This window comes from Exiguobacterium sp. CH10 (genome assembly GCF_018617635.1).
GTDB lineage: Bacteria > Bacillota > Bacilli > Exiguobacteriales > Exiguobacteriaceae > Exiguobacterium > Exiguobacterium aestuarii_A.
Genome location: NZ_JACSKO010000001.1, coordinates 335,713 through 353,871 on the forward strand (window position 1 = coordinate 335,713; position 18,159 = coordinate 353,871).

Here is an 18,159-nt window from a genome sequence, read left to right on the forward strand (position 1 = left end):
GTCGTTGTTTTTATTTTGGAGAAAGTTCCTTAAGCGTTCGATTTAACGCTTCACTTTGACCTTCTAAGTCTGCGCCTGCTGAACGTAAGGCAGATTGAACGTATGACCATCGATCGACTCCCTCGCTCAGCTCTCCTAATTTTTGTTCAAGTAACGAACTGATTTCTCGTAGTTGCTCATTTGATTCGATTAAGTGTAAAAGCTGTCTACCTGTGTGTGAGGTATGATCCGTAATGGTTTGAAACTCACCTAACTGCACTTTGATTTCGTGATCAATCGTTCCAATTCCGCTCTCTACTCGTGAAACGGCATCTTTTAATCCATGTACTTGATTGATAAAGTCATTGACTTCCACTAACAAATCCTTTCGCTCCTCGTTCAGCGCTTCGATTGCATGTACCGCGAGAAGTGTCGCTTCATTTGTCATTTTCGCTAAGTTCCCCACCTCACTGGCAACAACAGCAAATCCTTTCCCATGCTCGCCCGCTCTTGCCGCTTCGATTGATGCGTTTAGCGATAACATCTTTGTGGCTGCCGAAACCGAGAGGATACTCTTCAGCGCTTCATCCGCTTTTGACGAGTTGGCTTCGCTTTCGATTAGTTTTTGCTGAATATTTCCCACTTGGTGTTCAACATACTCACTTGCGTTTTTGACAGAAGAAAATGTTTCAAGTTCTTCATGTAAAATGGACTTCAAGCGATTCCCCCGCTCATCGACACTGTCCATTTGACGTCCAAGCATTTCGATTTGTTCGGTCACTTCCTTCATTTTTGATGTAGAGTCGCTCGTTACCATCTGATACGAATCACTCGTATGTTCTACAGTGGTTGCGACTTCTTGGAACTGTTCCACTTGATGATGACTATTCATCAATTCCCGTTTAAAGACAGGAAGACTTTGATGGAACGCATTTGCCGTCTTCCCCATCATTTCCATAGATTGATTCCATAAATGAATGAATATATTGAACTCGGTTTCGAGAATATGAATCTCCTTTGATTTTGCTCCGAGTGACACATCATCGAATCGGCGCGATTCTACGGCATAACGCAATGAATTGGCAAGTATACTCAACGGTCTGACTTCGCGCTGAATCAATCGTGTAAATAGGATTGCCATCCCGATCATCGAAATCAATAAGATATAAATGATCAATCGTCGTAGCTCATTCATCGGACCAAGTGTCGATTCTTTCGTTACGACGAGAACATAATCCGCTTTTAACTCAGGAATGGAGATAGATGCCATTAAGTATCGCTCCGTTTCTGTCACTTCCGGTTTCGTCTTCGATGCGACTTTCTCCAGGCTTTCTGTTCTCTCCATCCCTTTTGGTCCACTCAATTGCTCAATAGACTGTCCACGCACTAAAAATTGTGCGGCTTCGAATTCATCCCCCGATAGAATAGAAGCTTGTTGCATATAAGTAGATTTTAATGAACGATTCAGTTGCTTTTCGTTTGCAACGTATGCACTGTAGGATGTCTTTACCGCTTCTCGCATGACCGTGACTTCCCGGACGAGACGTTGCTCGATTTCTGCGGACAAGAGTTGTTCAGACTTTAATGCGAACCAACCAAACGTCATGATAAAGACTAGTAAAATAAGCGGCATGAGCGTCCATTGGAGGCGGTGTGCCATTTTATAATGTCGATTCGGTCGATTGTTTTCTCTCGCTTCCTTCATTTGATTCCGTTTGAAGCCCCATTTCATATGTTGCCACCTCTTTTTCTATTCTCGCCTTTATATCGGTCTTGAGACGGTGGAAAATTATGAAGTAGATGTTAAGATAACGTTAGAGTTTGTAAAGAGCACACATCCGTTACGCATCCTAGATGCTTTTTCACATTCTTTTCGTTATGATAATGAAGAAACCTTATTTTCTTAAATCGATTGGAATCTTTCCAAAAGAAGGAGATTACGTATATGTCAGAAATTTTGCATCGTTCATTAACTCGTCCGATTCGCGTCGGTAATTTGATTATCGGAGGATCGAACGAAGTCGTCATTCAATCTATGACTACAACAAAAACTCACGACGTCGAGGCAACTGTCGCCGAGATTAAGCGTCTAGAAGAAGCTGGGTGTCAGGTTGTTCGCGTGGCATGTCCAGACGAACGTGCAGCTGACGCACTCGCTGAAATCAAGAGCCGCATTAACATCCCGCTCGTTGTCGATATTCACTTCGATTACAAGCTTGCCCTAAAAGCCATCGAAAGTGGCGTCGATAAAATTCGAATCAACCCAGGTAACATCGGTCGCCGGGAAAAAGTAGAAGCGGTCGTAAACGCCGCGAAGGCAAAAGGAATTCCGATTCGAATCGGTGTTAATGCCGGGTCACTCGAGAAACAATTCCTTGAAAAGTATGGTTACCCGACTGCACAAGGAATGGTCGAGAGTGCGATGCACCACGTGAAAATTCTCGAAGATCTCGGATTCTATAACACAATCATTTCACTCAAAGCTTCTGACGTGAACTTGGCGCTTGAGGCGTATACGCTCGCCGCGAAGACGTTTGATTACCCGCTCCATGTCGGGATCACAGAATCAGGTCCACTTTTCTCTGGTTCACTTAAATCAGCAGCAGGACTTGGGGCAATCCTCTCACTCGGAATCGGTTCAACGGTACGAGTATCACTTTCAGATGATCCAGTCGAAGAGGTAAAAGTTGCGAAAGAAGTGCTCAAGTCATTTGGTCTTGCAGCAAATGCCGCAACATTAATCTCTTGTCCGACATGTGGTCGAATCGAAATCGATTTGATCTCGATCGCGAAAGAAGTAGAGGAATACATCCAAAACATTAACGTCAACATTAAAGTTGCTGTTCTTGGTTGCGCTGTAAACGGTCCTGGTGAAGCACGTGAGGCTGACATCGGTATCGCCGGTGCCCGCAATGAAGGTCTTCTTTTCCGCCACGGTAAGATTATCCGTAAAGTTCCTGAAGCAACAATGGTTGAGGAATTGAAAAAAGAAATCGACGCGATTGCTGCTGAGAAGATCGCTGAACGCGAGCGCGAAGAACAAGAGCTTGCCAATCAATCAAACTAATGAATCACCTTACCCGCACGGTTGCAACCGTGCGGGTTTTTGATAGAATAGAGGGCATGTGAGGAGGAGTGATGAGATGCGAATCGGCATTGATTTAGATGGGACCGTAACAGACCCTAGAAGTTGCTTTATATATATGAATGAATCACTTGGGTATTCCATTGATTATCATCGTGCGACGGAGTATGAGCTGCATACGTACACCACGATGGAACAGCATGAGTTTTGGAAGTTTATGATTGAAGAAGGACATGAGGAAGCAATCTATCGTCGATCCCTTCCCCATTCCGATGTATTGGACGTATTATGGGAGTTGAAACAACAACATCACCTTCACTACGTCACTGCAAGAAGCGAGGCGGTTCGTCCTGTTACAGAAGAATGGATTACGAGTCACCGACTTCCACTCGATTCACTCGTGATGACCGGATCACACGATAAAATCAATGTCGTCAAAGACTTGTCACTCGAATTATTCATGGAGGACCGTTATGAAAATGCGGTATCGATCCACGAAGAAACGTCTATCCCCGTCCTATTGTTCGATGCACCTTACAATCGGAAAGTGCTACCTGAAGGTGTGACACGTATCTCAACATGGCGTGAAGCGCATCACCAGATTGCGCATATCGAAAAACAAATACTTCTTAACCAACGCTAAAAAGACATTCCCGTTCAGCTAACGGGAATGTCTTCTTTTTATATACGACCAAGTTCTTCAATCACGTCGCTTGCGAGTACACTTGCTGGATGAATCGTTTGACTGATCGATTTAGCTGCGAGCGCGTGCCAAAGGACTGCTTGTTCATTTGGTGACCATGACCCACCTTCTCTCGCCCATAATGCGAGCAAAATTCCTGTCAACACGTCGCCGCTCCCTCCTTTGGCTAAGGCAGAAGCATCCACTGTATTGACGGCGCCTGTTCCGTCAGGTGCCACGATGAGGGTATATGTGCCCTTTAGAATCAAATGGACACGGTGCTGTTTCGCAAATTCGGCAGCAATGGTGAAGCGGTCACTTTCAATTTCTTCAACTGATCGACCTGTCAATTTTGAAAATTCACCAGGGTGCGGCGTGAGGATGAGCGGTCCTCGTGCTTCAAGTCGCCTTGTCGATAGTGCACCTGCGTCAACGATGAGGGGGCACGATTGCCGAGTCACTTGTTGCCAAATCAAGTCCAAACCCTCGCCTTCCACCATTCCAGGACCGATTGCAATCGCGTCGTATGTTTTTTCTAAACGGTCCGTATGTTGGTCGTACATCGCTTCGGGTAACGTCGAAATGAGAGGACTTGCCTCCCTTGGAATCGAGAGGTTTAACAAGCCAATCCCGGAACGAAGTGCTGCGCGACCCGCCATAAATGGGGCTCCGAGGAGATGACGACTCCCCCCAATCAATATGCCGTGCCCATAATCCGTTTTATGACTGAATCGGTCTCTCTCTAAAAGCGATTGATCAAAATCAGATTCGGTCAATACGTTCCAGTCCGATGTATGCGGGAGCCCGATATCGATTCGTTCGAGCTGTCCAAAATAAGGGGCAGTGCGGTTTAAAAAAGCTGTCCGCTTATAGCCATGTAAAGAATAAGTACGGGCCGCCTGAACAGCCAGACCATCAAACTCACGAGCGTGGTCACTCGGCATACCGGAAGGAATGTCAATCGACAATACCTCTGCCGATTGTTCATTGATCCATTCAATGACGTCTCTCGCTTTTCCTGAAACGGGTCCTGAGAGTCCGACACCGAACAACGCATCAATGATGACGTCCGTAGCAATCGGTTGCTCAATAATTTGAACGAATGATGCCGCATAAGTCGCGTGTGTCGATGCCGCATCAGATTTACTTTCACCGAGTGGTGACCAAACGCTCACGTTGTGACCTTTCACCGCAAGTTCTCTCGCGACAACCCATCCGTCTCCGCCGTTATTGCCTTTCCCACAAATCACTAGAATTGTTGAAGAGGAATCTATCTGCATCTTCGGCACGATTGCCGAAGCCGCTCGTTCCATCAATACTGTCTCGGGCATCCCGTTTTGACTGGCGGTTTGATCGATCTGTTTGATTTCTTTCGCTGTGTAAATCATCTGACTTCCCCCTTTCGATACAAAAAAGGGATTGAATCAATTCAATCCCTTTTGCTTACATTCTTTACAATACCCATATATCTCAAATTTATGATCGACCACTTCAAATTCAGGATCCACTGTCTCTACAAAACGCATCGGACACAAATCAAGTAGTTTTGTCTTTCCGCAACTTCGACAAATCAAATGGTGATGATGGTGCGATGCGCTACATGTGACGCGAAACGACTTTTCGCCTTCAAGCTCTGTCGCTTCGAGTAGCCCTTCCTCAGCAAAAGATTTGAGGTTTCGATAAACTGTATCAAAACTCATCGTCGGATGCTTATCGCGCATGTATTCCAGTACGTCTTTGGCGCTGACATAGCGATCTTCTTCAGAGAGAAAGGCGTACATCTCAAGACGTTTCGGCGTAACTTTTAAAGAAGATGCACGAAGACGATTCAATTGTTCAGTCTCATTCATGTTGTACCTCCTTTTTCCTGAAACTCATCACTTTCTCAAGAATCATGACACCCGCCAAGATACCGACCGCAATCAATACGATGACTCCACCTGGTGCGACATCAAGGTCGTAAGCGAGGACGAGTCCGCCGATTGTCGCAACTTCACCAAAGATGATGGACCAAAGGATTGTCTGTTTGAAACTTGAAGTGAAACGTAACGCCGCTGCGACAGGTAGCGTAATCAAACTTGATACGAGAAGCGTACCTACGATTCGCATACTGACAGCGATGACAAGTGCCACTATGAACATGAACAACATATGGAGCATTGTGCTCGGAAGTCCCGAGACTTTCGCTTGTTCTTCATCAAATGACAAGAACAATAACTGTTTATAGAAGATAAAGATTACAAGGACCGTTAAAATCGCCACACTGACAATCAAGGTGATATCTGACTGACTCACTGCAGAGATAGATCCGAATAATAACGTCGACAAATCCACGGAGAATCCTCTTGAGAGCGAGATGAAAATAGCACTCAGTCCCATCCCAGCTGACATCATGATGGGAATCGATAATTCTTGAAAGTGAACATATTTACTTCGTAACCAATTGAGCCCGAGCGCCGCCAATACCGAAATCAACGTTCCCATATAGAGCGGGTTGAGATCAGCAAATAAGGCGATGTATTGCCCGAGAAATAAGCTGAATGAAATACCGGCAAGCGTCATATGGGACAGGGCATCAGCAATCAAACTCATTCGTCTGACGACAATAAACGAGCCGATGAGCGGTGCTGTAAAACCAATGACAAGCGCTGCAATGAACGCATAACGTAGAAAACTGTATGTCCAAAGGTCTGCAATCATGTTGTACCCTCATGGACAAGCACTTTCACGGGATATGGCTTAATAGATGACGCCAGTTCACCGAGTTCGCTATATTCTCGAAGACCACAATTACACGCCAAACGCCCACGGTCGAGATGGACGACTTTCGTGACGAGGTCCGTCACGACGTTTAAATCGTGGGTGACGAGGACGAATGTACACGTCGTATGTTCTCTGAGCATATGCAGCACTTCATAAAAGTCTTGTAAGTGTTTCTGGTCCACACCAACCGTAGGCTCATCTAAAATCAATAAATCAGGTTGATTGACCATTGCCCGCGCGATAAAGACACGTTGTTGTTGTCCTCCTGACAAGTCCCCGATTTTACGATGGCGAAACTGCCACATGTTGACTGTCTCAAGCGCATTTTGAATCGCTGCCTGGTCTTCTATTTTTAGACGTCTGAATAAACCGAGGCGGCCATATCTCCCCATCGCCACAACTTCTTCAACGGTAACCGGGAATCCCGAGTTAAATGAAGCCGCTTTTTGGGAAACGTAACTGATACGAGACTTGTCTTTAAACTGCGAAATTGGCTTGCCGAACAGTTCAACGGATCCTTGTTGTGGTTGTAGTAAACCAAGAATCGTTCGAATTAATGTCGACTTCCCAGAACCGTTTTCTCCAACGATGGCGACGAAGTCCCCTTGTCGAATATCAATCGAAACTTGTTGTAAGGCCGGTGTCCCATCATAGTAATAAGACACATCATTTAATTTGACGACGGATGCTGTCATCTAATCCCTTCTCTCATTTTATAAATCGTAATCATTTCTACTTTCTAGGCGTTTGTATTATACAGAATATCCGACACGCCTTCAAGCGAGACCGTTTTCGCAAATCAAAATGTTTTAAATTCACGTAAATCATATGTTCGTTCAAAACCTTGTCGATTACACTAAGGATATGAAGGGGATGGTTTTATGGAAAAGAAACTTGCAGTCATCGATATCGGATCCAACTCGATTCGGAATGTCATCTTTGAAGTCAACGAGGAAGGACAATATTTCGAGCGCCTAAATGTGAAAGAAGTCGCTCGTTTATCTAGTCATATTAGTGACTCGAATGAAATGACAGAGGACGGAATCGCTGCTTTGATCGATACGCTACGCCATTTTAAAGAATTGAACGATTATCACACCGTTACCGATGTGCTTCCTGTCGCGACAGCGGCCATCCGAAATGCAAACAATTCGGATGATATCTTACAGCAAGTGAAAAACGCTACGGGTATGACGATTCGCTTGCTAAGTGATTATGAAGAAGCATTCTATGGGTACTCTGCCATTGTCAATTCGACGTATGTTGAAGACGGTTACTCTGTCGACATCGGCGGGGGATCAATGGAGGTCACCTATTTCCAGAATCGTGAGCTTGTCTTTTATCATAGCTTCCCGTTTGGTGCTGTCACCTTGACGAAAGAGTTCATGAAAGACGATACGATGACAAAAGACGAACGCAAAGCGTTGACCTCATACTTAAAAAAAGCATTTAAGGAAATCGAATGGTTAGAACCTCATGGTGTTCCGCTTGTCGGCGTCGGAGGAACAGCACGTAACTTAGTTCGCGTCGAACAGACCATGTCGAATTTCCCACTTGAAGGAATCCATCAATATACGATTTCATCCGATCAACTCGAAGAAGTCGTGGATGAACTCGTCGGCATGTCGAGTAAGCAACTCGGACGATTAGATGGATTGTCAAAAGATCGGGTCGACATCATCGCCCCGGCTGTCACAGCCATCGGTGAGCTTGCGAAATATTTGAAAGTTCCGGAATTCACGATGAGCAATAACGGACTTCGAGAAGGATTGTTCTATGAGAACTATTTACATGAGCATGATAAAGTGCGGTTCGCCGATGTGAAAGAAGAAAGCTTTCGACATTTTGAAAAGCAATATGATGTGAACCCGACCCGTCACCAACACTTGATTCGATTGGCTCGTCAGCTGTATACCGGACTCATTGAAGAGAAAGCCATCAAACCAAAACCGTTCGAGCCGGGTCTACTCGAGGGTGCTTGTCGTCTCGCCTATGTCGGTGAATATATCGACCATAACAATAAGAGCGATCACACATTCCATTTGATCACGACGAATGATTTTAAAGGGTTGAATAATGAAGACCGGCTCGCACTCGCGCTCGTTACATCATTTAAATCAAAACGCGTGTTAGAACAACATATCGAGGCCTTTCCGAAGTGGTTTGACCACAAGTTGTTGAAGAGTCTTGAATTACTCGGTTCGATTGTCAAACTTGTCGACGCGCTCGATTTGACCGAGCGTCAAATCGTCACGGACATCCACGTCTCTAGCTCAAAGGATGGTCTTACACTCTCACTTGATACGAACGGGTCTGCCCGCTTTGAGTTGCAACGAAGCACTCGACATAAAAAACACTTAGAACGCGCAATCGACCAATCGATTGAGATTGTTTTGAACGAGGAGGAATAAACATGCCCGACTATACGTACGAACATTTCAACAATCGGGAACTTAGCTGGCTCGATTTCAACGAACGTGTCCTCGAAGAAGCGGTGGACGATCGAAATCCGCTCATGGAACGCTTGAAGTTCCTAGCAATCTTCAGTTCAAACTTAGATGAGTTTTATATGGTTCGTGTCGGAGGTTTAAAAGATGAGGTGCTCGCAGGGTTTAACCGTCCGGAAGACAAGACAGGACTCACTCCGAAGCAACAGATTAAAGCCATCTCGATGCGTGCTCAAGAACTTGTCGAGACACAATATGCGACGTATAAGAAAATCACGAAACAATTATCCAATCAAAACGTACGCTTTTTGCGCACGAAACATCTGAACAAGACACAACAAGAATTCGTGAAAGAGTATTTCCGTACACACGTCTTCCCGGTTCTCACACCGATTGCAGTCGATGCCTATCGTCCTTTCCCGATGCTATTATCAAAATCATTGAATATTGCCGTCGAAATCGCTTCGAATGGCGAAGGAAAAAAACGACTCGCCCTTGTGCAAGTTCCTTCCGTCCTTCCACGATATCTTGAACTGCCTACGGACGACGAGGAACATACCGATTTGATTTTACTGGAGGATTTAATTATTCAATTCATCGATTCCTTATTTAAAGGGTTTGTCGTCGAATCGACGATGCCGTTCCGAATCACCCGTAACGCGGATATGCCCTTCCATGAGGAAGGGAGTCGTGATGTGTTGAAACAAATCGAAAAAGAGCTGAAAAAACGGCGTTATGGGGTCGCCATCCGACTCGAAGTGCAGCAGCGCTCATTACGAAAAGAGCTGTTATTCATGCTTCAAGACGTGCTTGATTTGCACGATCGTGACATTTTCATTGTGGATGGTCCGATTGACCTGACCTTCCTGTTCGGTATATATAGTCAAATCGGGATGGAATATGACGACATGATCAATGAGACGTTGATTCCATTTATCCCGGAAGGTCTCGAATCTGGAAAAGATTTATTCCAAAGTATCGCTAAACAAGATTATCTGCTTCACCACCCGTATCACTCGTTCGATCCAATCGTACGATTCATCGTCCAAGCCGCTAAAGACCCGAACGTATTGGCGATTAAACAGACGCTGTATCGGGTCTCTGGAGACTCCCCAATCATCAAAGCATTGACCGATGCAGCCGAGAGCGGTAAACAAGTGACCGTCCTCGTCGAATTGAAAGCACGATTTGATGAAGAGAAAAATATTCAATGGGCCAAACAACTTGAAAAAGCGGGCGCCCACGTCATTTACGGCTATAAAGAACTTAAGACGCATTCAAAAATCACACTCGTCGTACGTATTTTAGAAGGTGGTGTGTTGCAACGATTCATTCACCTCGGAACGGGCAACTATAATGACTCTACAGCAAAACTGTACACGGATATCGGACTCTTGACGACAAACGAAGAGCTTGCCGAGGATGCCACAAACTTTTTCAACTGGCTATCCGGTTATGGAGAACGACCGTCTTGGCACCAATTCGAGACGTCACCTGATGATATGAAAGACTTCTTCCTCAACAAAATTGAAGATGAAATCAAATTACACGAGAAGTACGGGAACGGTAAAATCGTTGCGAAGATGAACTCGATTACAGATCGGGCCATCATCACAAAATTGTATGATGCTTCGTCCGCAGGTGTAAAAATCGACTTAATTATTCGAGGAATCTGTTGCTTACGACCAGGAATCAAAGGCGTCTCTGAAAACATTCGAGTCATCTCCATCATTGATCGGTATCTCGAGCACTCACGTATTTTTTATTTCTATCAAAACGGAAAAGAAGACTTGTACTGTTCTTCCGCAGACTGGATGACACGCAACATGAAGAAGCGAATCGAGATTCTCTTTCCAATCCTCAATGCATCGCATAAAACGTACATCAAAGATATGATGGCACTTCAACTTGTCGATAACGTGAAGGCGAGAAGACAACGTTCTGATGGTCGTTATGTATATGTAAAACGCGAAAATAATGAAGAAGAGATTCAGTCTCAAATTATCATTCATCAATATACCGGAGGGCGTTGGAACAACATTCCTAGCGTATTTGAACGAGAGCCTTCAAATTGGGCTGAGCGGGAAGTTTTACGACTCCGAGCTGAAAATGAGAAAATGACGGATGACTGATGTTAGACTTCTCAAAAAGAGAAAGTCATTGTATAATAAATGCGGTTCAGTCATTATAAAGCGCTTTCATCAGAAGAGACGGAGGAATTATACATGCAAGAAATTCTACTTTCATTACTCGCTGGCTTGATTTGTGGTGCCATCTTCACGGCACTCAAATTGCCATTACCTGCCCCACCGGTGTTGCCAGGTGTCGTCGGAATCTTCGGGGTTTTCCTCGGGATGAAAGTGTATCAATTCGTCGTGGCAAATTGGCCATTCTAAAAAACGATGCCTCACAGGCATCGTTTTTTTAGTCTAACGTATGAATCGCTTTATGACAGGTCGGACACACCCAAATTCCGTGGTCACCTTGCAGATGATATTCCATCAGTTTCGATGCATCGTTTCCGTATCGTTCGAAAAGATTGATTTCACAAACCGAACATGTTGTCACCGGAGCATAGGGAGCGACAAGGTTCTCCCGAAACAAATGCGCTTCATAACCCTCTTTTGTCCATTTCGATGAGGGAACATGGTATCCATCCATCCATTTCTGATGAATCGACTCGTACGGTTCATCCGCCTCATACATCCCTATTTTCAAAAGCGGATGGTGGAAATGAAGTTGGATTAAATCGACCAAGCTATATGTCGCCACCTCTTCCTTCTCAGCGCTAAGCCAGTATGGATCGTCAGGTTGCTCAATCATTTCCTCTAACAATACCTCTGCCTCTGCCACAATCCCATGTCCCACCACTTCGATGAACGCTGTCGGGGTCGTCACGGACCCTTTCACATAAACGGGACTCTGTTCAAGAAAATAGGTCGGGAATGCATTCCAGACATCATATCGATTCGGATCGACCTGAAGGATCGCCATCGCTTATTGATGAGAAAGCGTGAAGCGTTCACGCCATTCAGGATCAAATTGATTCGCACGGAACATCTCGATTTCTTGTTTATATGGTGCCACTTTCGTTTTTTCACTAACCGGGATGTATGGCGTCTCTAAAATTTTTGGAAGATGTGCAAATGCCTCATGATGAATGATTCGATTTAATGTATCGAATCCAATCTCACCATACCCGATATTTTCGTGCCGGTCTTTTCTCGCACCGCGCACGTTTTTTGAATCATTCACATGAATCACACCGAGACGATCAAGTCCGACGATTCGATCGAATTCTTCAATCACTCCGTCTAGGTCACCGACCAAGTCGTATCCTGCATCATGGACGTGACACGTATCAAAACAGACAGAGAGACGGTCATTGTGTGTGACGCCGTCTATGATTGTTGCTAATTCTTCGAACGTCTTTCCGAGCTCGCTTCCCTTCCCTGCCATCGTCTCAAGCGCAATCTTAACCTGTTCGTCGCCAGTTAACACTTCATTCAGTCCTTCAATGATACGAGCAAGACCAATTTCTTCCCCGGCACCAACATGAGCCCCTGGGTGAAGAACGACATGTCGAGCAACCTGGAGTGCTTCAGCACGCTTCAACTCTTGTGTCAAAAATGAAACGGCCAATTCGAACGTTTCAGGTTTTGTCGTATTTCCGAGGTTAATGATATAAGGTGCATGGACGACAATCTCTTCGATATCATGAGCAGCCATATGTGTGAGTGCAGCCTCGATATTCAAATCCTCAATCGGCTTTCGACGTGTATTTTGAGGAGCTCCCGTATACACCATCATCGTGTTCGCCCCATATGAAACAGCCTCTTCACTACCTGCAAGTAGCATTTTTTTACCTGATACCGAAACGTGTGAACCTATTTTTAACATCATCATCTTCCCTTCATAAGCTTCTATCTTCAGTTTACACAAAAAGAAGAACCGACTCCAAGAAGTCGATTCTTCAAACGATTAACGCTTGTTTTTCTTACGAGCGGCACGACGATCCGAGCGCTGCTGTTGCATGTGCTCGCGTGAAGCCGTTTCTTTTAACTTATACTTGAATTTCTTCTTATAGCCAGGTTTGACTTTCTTCTTCGCCTTCTTGATTTCACCGGCCATACGACTGTGTGCCGTATGCGAAACTTTCATCTTCCGGTCCGTTTGGCGACGACGACGTGTTTTGATTGGCTGAATCGAACCATTGCGCAAGTCCACGTGTGTGAATTCGAACCCTCGTTCTTCAAGTCGGTTGATTGGTCCATTTTCATGGTCTTCATACAACGTATACGCCTCACCAGAAGCGCCCGCACGACCTGTACGACCGACACGGTGCGTATAGAAGTCAAGGTCTTTCGGAATCCCATGGTTGATGACGTGAGAAACGCCTGAGATGTCGATTCCTCGAGCTGCCAAGTCTGTAGCAATCACGTACTGATACTTCGCATCGTTAATGTCCTTAATGGCTTGTTTACGGCGACGTGCCTGCATGTCCCCGTGTAACGTACCGACATTCAATCCCGCTTCACGGAATGATGTCTCTAATTCATCCGCTTCTTGCTTCGTATTCGTAAATACGAGACAGACGAACGGATTGATTGCTTTCGCAATTTCGACAGTCAATTCCTTACGATCACGGTGACGTACCGGGATGACATGGTGCTTGATTTTTGGTGCGACACGATGTTCTGGGCTCGCTTCAGCGAAACGTGGATCATGCAAGTATCTCTTCAAGAACGGCTCGAGCTTCTCAGGGATTGTCGCTGAGAAGACCATCGTTTGAAGTTTTTCTGGAAGTGATTGCGCGATGCGGTCAACTTCCGGCAAGAATCCCATATCGAGCATTTGGTCAGCTTCATCGACAACGAAATGCGTCACTTTATGCGGGAACAATGCTTGTGCTTTCATCAAGTCAAGGATTCGTCCCGGTGTCCCGATAATGAGTTGTGGTGGATTTTTCATCTTATCGATTTGACGTTCGCGGTCCGTTCCTCCGACAATCAAACTTGATTTGATGTAATCCGGATTCTTAATGAGGATTGATTTTAATTCTTCATGAATCTGCCATGCGAGTTCACGTGTCGGTGCGACAACAATCGCTTGGACAGATTCCTCTTCTGGGTTGATTGCTTCTACAATCGGTAATAGGAACGCAAGTGTTTTCCCCGTTCCTGTTTGTGATTTCCCAATAATATCTCGACCATTCAGTGCAGCCGGAATAATCCGTGCTTGTATATCGGTCGGTTTCGTGATGCGTTTTTCTGTTAACGCATCGATCATAAACGGTAGCAATTTGAACTGTTGGAAGCTGTTCAATCGATACACCTCCTGTTTCTTTCCACTTTTCCTAGCATAGCGGAATCAAATCATTTGTCAATCAATCTTTTGCCACGCCTTCATATAAATAACTCGACGAATAATAATGCTTGGCAATTTTCTTTCCATTTAAATGTTGTTCGAGCGCTTTAAAGCCGACTTCCATCATCTCATTCGGGGATTGTACGACAGTCGCATTGACCTTTCCATTTTGAATGAGTGGATAAATATCAGAAATGCCATCCACCGATACAATCGTTTTGTCCGTTAAGTCATGACTTTCTAAAGCTCGAACGACACCGAACGTATTATCGTCATTGTGCGAAAAGACGGCATCAAACGGAATTTCTTCTTCTAACCAACGTGACATCTCAATCTCTGCTTGGAACGTATCATAGTTCCCCGTGATGGAGGCAATGATTTCGAATTGGTCGGCATTCGCTTTTTCATACTCCCGAATCCCAAGACTGCGGTCCATCGTGGAGCGTACCTTCGGCGTACCCCTGACTTCGACGACACGAATCGGTCGATCGAGGTCGCTATATTTCGCGGCAATTTGTTCCGCTGCCATCCGGCCGATATCGACATTGTCGGAGACGACCGAAGTCAAGATACTCGGATGATCAATCATCCGGTCAATCGCAATAATCGGAATATTTTCTCGTTTTGCACGTTCTAACGACGGTTGGATGAACGTGTCATCGAGCGTCGTCAAGAAGATGGCCTCGACACCCCGGTCAATCAGGGAGTCCAATTTTTCTTTTTCTAATACGCGTGAATCTTCACTCGTCGTAGGAATCGGGATAAATCCTTTTTGGTTGGCCGTATGAACGAATGAGTCTAACAGCTTGTTCGCATGCTCATGTTTATCGCTGACGAACACGAATCCGACTTCTCTTTCATCTGTTTTTTGCTCCGGTAATTGAATCGATGTGATCAGTAGGATCGTCATGGCCCAAACGATTGGTAACCAGAGCCAATAGTGTTTGAGCGTTTTCATGATGGATCTCTCCTTGGAATTTTGATCAACATCGCCGTTCCTTTGTCGACGACGCTATCAATCTCCATCGATCCGTTCACGCTCTTCAAGTATTCTTGAATCATGTAAATCCCAAGACCGTTTCCGTTGTCTTTCGTCGTGTTGAATGCCGAACCGACTGTCTTGAGTTGTTCTTCCGTCATGCCAATCCCGTTATCTTCAATTAAGAATCGATATTCCTGCTCCGTAAAGAGGACGGTTACGACAACACTTCCCTCTGCGCCTTTTGACTCGACAGCCTCGACCGCATTTTTGAACAGGTTATAGATGATTTGAACGAGCATATCGAACGAGGCATAGAAAGGAGGCATGTCATTCGGAACGAGTAATTCCCACTTGGTCGGACGCTTGTAACATTCAGCATCCATCAAGAATTCGAGTCGTTTCGCAAAGTCTAACATATCAATCCATTCTTCGTCTCTTCCTGCCTGATCGGGTTTAGCGAGTGTCAGCATTGTCGAGATTAAATCATTTGCCCGCTCTAACTCTTTGATGGCGACGTCTACCATGTCTTTATTGCTTTGTCCTTCTCGTGCCAGCTGTAAGGTAATATGCACCGGTGTGAGCGGGTTTCGAATCTCATGGGCAATCCCGGCTGCCAGTTGACCGAGTGACGCTAGCTTTTCTTGATGCAAAATCAATTGTTGTTGGCTCAACTGTTCACGCCTTGACGTTTCCATCCGTTGGGCATAGTCGTTATACGTATCCAGTAACGTCTCGACTTCTTTTGACCCGGTTCTCTCTAACGTGATGGCACCGAGCGACTGTTGCTTCTTGATTTGATTGACAAGTTCGACGAGCGGGTTAGTCAACGTTCGCGAGAGCAACAATCCGACAAGGATGCTCAAGAAAAATGTGACGAGTGCAATCATCAAGTACTGCCAACGAGTATCGTAGACCGTCTCATATACGGAGTCGTTCTGATGTTTTGCAAGCATACTCCAGCCACTGACTCGTGCATCTGGTTCATACATCATCGTGTCTTCTTCCGTACTTAGAATCGTACGTGTACTCCGTCCTAGCACGTCGTCAATGACTTCACGCGATACACGGCGCTCTGCATCTGTGACCAAGTTGAATGAAGTCGTCAACACTTCTCCTTGTTCATCTAACAGGTAAAGAATCATGTCATCATTCGCTGATTCTAACGACCGACGGTACAAATCAGAGTTAAGTACACTGATGCTTCCGCCAAAAATACCGATTGGTCGGTTGTCTTCAATGACAGGAACGTATAAGAACGTTCCCATGTCCCCACTAATCATGATGGGGTCACTCATATATAGTTCTTTTCCGCTCGCAGTCAATACTTCTGCGAACTTGGGATCACGTTTGATGACAGATGAGGAGACTTGACGCTCAGAATACCATTTAAACGAATTCTCGCTGACATCAAAATAAAAAATCGATGTAAAACCAGTTCGTTGATTTAAATACCCTGTTCGGATGCGCTCTTCAATCCACGGTTCGTTTCCGACGTAAGCTCCTAGATAAACCAGGTCCTCATACAATTTTCCAAGTCGGGACTCGACATTTTCAATACTATCGTCAATCGCATAGTCAAATTGCTCTTTCGCGAGCTCTTCTGCACGAGACACCGTGACGCGATCAGCAGAAAAGGCAAGCGACGAGATAACAAGTGCTAAAATGATGATGATGATAAACGTAATTTGGAAAAAATATGATTTTCTTAGTTCACGTAACTGTTTCATTCGATTCACGATGTCCCTCCTTTCCAACCTAAAAATTATAGCATGAATACACGCAATTCTTTTCGTATTTTCGAAACAATGTTAGACTAATACGTATGAAAGCACTTCGAAAGGAGCCTTCGTCTTCATATGAAAGTTAAAAAAATTAGTCCACGCGGATATTGCTATGGTGTCGTCGATGCCATGAAACTCGCAAATGAGGCGGTTGCAAATCCAGATTTGCCACGCCCGATTCATATACTCGGAATGATTGTCCATAACCGTCACGTCACACAGGCGTTCGAGGATCTCGGCGTCAAAACGGTTGACGGTGAGGATCGGATGCAGGCGCTTGAAACAATTGACCGCGGAACGGTCGTCTTCACGGCGCACGGAATTTCCCCACTCGTTCGGAAACGTGCCATTGAAAAAGGTTTGACGATTGTCGATGCCTCTTGTCCTGACGTCCTCGTCACACACGACTTGATTCGGGAAAAAACGGCCGAAGGATATGATGTCATCTATATCGGCAAACATGGTCATCCAGAACCAGAGGGCGCGATCGGGGTCGCCCCGAATCATGTTCATTTGATTCAATACGACCATGAAATCGATCAGTTACCGAGTCGATTATTCGATCGGAAAATTCTCGTGACGAACCAGACGACGATGAGTCAATGGGATGTCTCCGCATTGATTGAGACAATTCAGGCCCGCTATCCACACGTTGAAGTGCATAACGAAATTTGTAATGCGACTCAAGTTCGTCAAGAAGCCGTGGCCGAACAAGCCGGAGACTGCGAATTATTAATCGTCGTCGGCGACCCAAAATCAAATAACTCGAATCGCTTGGCGCAAGTCTCTAAAGAGATTGCCGGCACAAATGCATATCGCATCGGCGATTTGAGCGAACTCGATTTGAACTGGCTCGTGGGTGTGGAGACTGTTGCCGTGACATCTGGTGCCTCTACACCGACACCGATTACGAAAAAGGTTATCGATTTCTTGTCGCAATATGATCCAGACGATTTGAGTACACATGATAAAACACCATATCTCGAACTTCGCAGTATCTTACCGAAAGTAAAGGCATTGCGTAAGTGAAGGAATCCCCCATTCTCAACGAGAAAATGGGGGATTTTTTGATG

Annotated in this window: 16 protein-coding genes; 6 read left to right on the plus strand and 10 right to left on the minus strand. The window is 45.2% G+C overall.

The window, feature by feature from the left end; translation table 11 throughout:
• Nucleotides 1-10: 10 nt before the first annotated feature.
• Complete coding sequence (locus KNP04_RS01820; protein ID WP_214820270.1) at nucleotides 11-1,711, minus strand: methyl-accepting chemotaxis protein; 1,701 nt, start codon at nucleotides 1,709-1,711, stop codon at nucleotides 11-13.
• 213 nt (nucleotides 1,712-1,924) lie between these two features.
• Here KNP04_RS01820 and ispG point away from each other — a divergent pair, with 213 nt between their 5' ends.
• On the plus strand, nucleotides 1,925-3,046 hold the full coding sequence (gene ispG, locus KNP04_RS01825; protein ID WP_214693053.1) for a flavodoxin-dependent (E)-4-hydroxy-3-methylbut-2-enyl-diphosphate synthase: 1,122 nt from the start codon (nucleotides 1,925-1,927) through the stop codon (nucleotides 3,044-3,046).
• A gap of 76 nt (nucleotides 3,047-3,122) precedes the next feature.
• On the plus strand, nucleotides 3,123-3,707 hold the full coding sequence (locus KNP04_RS01830; RefSeq protein WP_214820272.1) for a hypothetical protein: 585 nt from the start codon (nucleotides 3,123-3,125) through the stop codon (nucleotides 3,705-3,707).
• A 38-nt stretch (nucleotides 3,708-3,745) separates the two neighbouring features.
• On the opposite strand, the gene KNP04_RS01835 is transcribed toward KNP04_RS01830, so the two are convergent.
• Genes KNP04_RS01835 through KNP04_RS01850 form a run of 4 tightly spaced genes read right to left on the minus strand, consistent with a single transcriptional unit; the run spans nucleotide 3,746 to nucleotide 7,204 of the window.
• Nucleotides 3,746-5,134, minus strand: coding sequence for an NAD(P)H-hydrate dehydratase (locus KNP04_RS01835; protein WP_214820274.1), 1,389 nt, complete (start codon nucleotides 5,132-5,134; stop codon nucleotides 3,746-3,748).
• A gap of 36 nt (nucleotides 5,135-5,170) precedes the next feature.
• Complete coding sequence (locus KNP04_RS01840) at nucleotides 5,171-5,596, minus strand: Fur family transcriptional regulator (RefSeq protein ID WP_214747940.1); 426 nt, start codon at nucleotides 5,594-5,596, stop codon at nucleotides 5,171-5,173.
• On the minus strand, nucleotides 5,589-6,446 hold the full coding sequence (locus KNP04_RS01845) for a metal ABC transporter permease (protein ID WP_214782324.1): 858 nt from the start codon (nucleotides 6,444-6,446) through the stop codon (nucleotides 5,589-5,591). The genes KNP04_RS01840 and KNP04_RS01845 overlap by 8 nt, the downstream gene beginning before the upstream one ends.
• A complete protein-coding gene (locus KNP04_RS01850) occupies nucleotides 6,443-7,204 on the minus strand; it encodes a metal ABC transporter ATP-binding protein (protein WP_214820276.1) in 762 nt (253 codons plus the stop codon). The genes KNP04_RS01845 and KNP04_RS01850 overlap by 4 nt, the downstream gene beginning before the upstream one ends.
• Before the next feature lie 186 nt (nucleotides 7,205-7,390).
• Here KNP04_RS01850 and KNP04_RS01855 point away from each other — a divergent pair, with 186 nt between their 5' ends.
• The 3 genes from KNP04_RS01855 to KNP04_RS01865 all read left to right on the plus strand — a co-directional run bounded on the left by KNP04_RS01855 (nucleotide 7,391) and on the right by KNP04_RS01865 (nucleotide 11,352).
• Nucleotides 7,391-8,920 (plus strand): Ppx/GppA family phosphatase, encoded by a 1,530-nt coding sequence (locus KNP04_RS01855; RefSeq protein WP_214820278.1) that lies wholly within the window; start codon nucleotides 7,391-7,393, stop codon nucleotides 8,918-8,920.
• A gap of 2 nt (nucleotides 8,921-8,922) precedes the next feature.
• A complete protein-coding gene (locus KNP04_RS01860; protein WP_214820280.1) occupies nucleotides 8,923-11,088 on the plus strand; it encodes an RNA degradosome polyphosphate kinase in 2,166 nt (721 codons plus the stop codon).
• A 93-nt stretch (nucleotides 11,089-11,181) separates the two neighbouring features.
• Nucleotides 11,182-11,352: a DUF1427 family protein gene (locus tag KNP04_RS01865; RefSeq protein WP_074033351.1), complete on the plus strand. Its 171-nt coding sequence runs from the start codon at nucleotides 11,182-11,184 to the stop codon at nucleotides 11,350-11,352.
• 28 nt (nucleotides 11,353-11,380) lie between these two features.
• Here the strand turns inward: KNP04_RS01865 and KNP04_RS01870 are convergent, their stop codons facing one another.
• The 5 genes from KNP04_RS01870 to KNP04_RS01890 all read right to left on the minus strand — a co-directional run bounded on the left by KNP04_RS01870 (nucleotide 11,381) and on the right by KNP04_RS01890 (nucleotide 17,032).
• Nucleotides 11,381-11,950: a hypothetical protein gene (locus KNP04_RS01870; RefSeq protein WP_214820282.1), complete on the minus strand. Its 570-nt coding sequence runs from the start codon at nucleotides 11,948-11,950 to the stop codon at nucleotides 11,381-11,383.
• Between the two features lie 3 nt (nucleotides 11,951-11,953).
• Nucleotides 11,954-12,856 (minus strand): deoxyribonuclease IV, encoded by a 903-nt coding sequence (locus KNP04_RS01875; protein WP_214821692.1) that lies wholly within the window; start codon nucleotides 12,854-12,856, stop codon nucleotides 11,954-11,956.
• A gap of 81 nt (nucleotides 12,857-12,937) precedes the next feature.
• Nucleotides 12,938-14,281 (minus strand): DEAD/DEAH box helicase, encoded by a 1,344-nt coding sequence (locus KNP04_RS01880; RefSeq protein WP_214693072.1) that lies wholly within the window; start codon nucleotides 14,279-14,281, stop codon nucleotides 12,938-12,940.
• A gap of 61 nt (nucleotides 14,282-14,342) precedes the next feature.
• On the minus strand, nucleotides 14,343-15,281 hold the full coding sequence (locus KNP04_RS01885; RefSeq protein WP_214820284.1) for a sugar ABC transporter substrate-binding protein: 939 nt from the start codon (nucleotides 15,279-15,281) through the stop codon (nucleotides 14,343-14,345).
• Nucleotides 15,278-17,032: a sensor histidine kinase gene (locus KNP04_RS01890; RefSeq protein ID WP_251126133.1), complete on the minus strand. Its 1,755-nt coding sequence runs from the start codon at nucleotides 17,030-17,032 to the stop codon at nucleotides 15,278-15,280. The genes KNP04_RS01885 and KNP04_RS01890 overlap by 4 nt, the downstream gene beginning before the upstream one ends.
• Before the next feature lie 129 nt (nucleotides 17,033-17,161).
• Here KNP04_RS01890 and KNP04_RS01895 point away from each other — a divergent pair, with 129 nt between their 5' ends.
• Nucleotides 17,162-18,115: a 4-hydroxy-3-methylbut-2-enyl diphosphate reductase gene (locus KNP04_RS01895; protein ID WP_214874521.1), complete on the plus strand. Its 954-nt coding sequence runs from the start codon at nucleotides 17,162-17,164 to the stop codon at nucleotides 18,113-18,115.
• The last annotated feature ends 44 nt before the right edge of the window (nucleotides 18,116-18,159 follow it).

Excerpts from the sequence above, each read along its gene's own strand:
- KNP04_RS01820 (WP_214820270.1), bottom strand. The coding sequence starts at position 1,711 with ATGAAATGGGGCTTCAAACGGAATCAAATGAAGGAAGCGAGAGAAAAC.
- ispG (WP_214693053.1), top strand. The coding sequence starts at position 1,925 with ATGTCAGAAATTTTGCATCGTTCATTAACTCGTCCGATTCGCGTCGGT.
- KNP04_RS01830 (WP_214820272.1), top strand. The coding sequence starts at position 3,123 with ATGCGAATCGGCATTGATTTAGATGGGACCGTAACAGACCCTAGAAGT.
- KNP04_RS01835 (WP_214820274.1), bottom strand. The coding sequence starts at position 5,134 with ATGATTTACACAGCGAAAGAAATCAAACAGATCGATCAAACCGCCAGT.
- KNP04_RS01840 (WP_214747940.1), bottom strand. The coding sequence starts at position 5,596 with ATGAATGAGACTGAACAATTGAATCGTCTTCGTGCATCTTCTTTAAAA.
- KNP04_RS01845 (WP_214782324.1), bottom strand. The coding sequence starts at position 6,446 with ATGATTGCAGACCTTTGGACATACAGTTTTCTACGTTATGCGTTCATT.
- KNP04_RS01850 (WP_214820276.1), bottom strand. The coding sequence starts at position 7,204 with ATGACAGCATCCGTCGTCAAATTAAATGATGTGTCTTATTACTATGAT.
- KNP04_RS01855 (WP_214820278.1), top strand. The coding sequence starts at position 7,391 with ATGGAAAAGAAACTTGCAGTCATCGATATCGGATCCAACTCGATTCGG.
- KNP04_RS01860 (WP_214820280.1), top strand. The coding sequence starts at position 8,923 with ATGCCCGACTATACGTACGAACATTTCAACAATCGGGAACTTAGCTGG.
- KNP04_RS01865 (WP_074033351.1), top strand. The coding sequence starts at position 11,182 with ATGCAAGAAATTCTACTTTCATTACTCGCTGGCTTGATTTGTGGTGCC.
- KNP04_RS01870 (WP_214820282.1), bottom strand. The coding sequence starts at position 11,950 with ATGGCGATCCTTCAGGTCGATCCGAATCGATATGATGTCTGGAATGCA.
- KNP04_RS01875 (WP_214821692.1), bottom strand. The coding sequence starts at position 12,856 with ATGTTAAAAATAGGTTCACACGTTTCGGTATCAGGTAAAAAAATGCTA.
- KNP04_RS01885 (WP_214820284.1), bottom strand. The coding sequence starts at position 15,281 with ATGAAAACGCTCAAACACTATTGGCTCTGGTTACCAATCGTTTGGGCC.
- KNP04_RS01890 (WP_251126133.1), bottom strand. The coding sequence starts at position 17,032 with ATGAAACAGTTACGTGAACTAAGAAAATCATATTTTTTCCAAATTACG.
- KNP04_RS01895 (WP_214874521.1), top strand. The coding sequence starts at position 17,162 with ATGAAAGTTAAAAAAATTAGTCCACGCGGATATTGCTATGGTGTCGTC.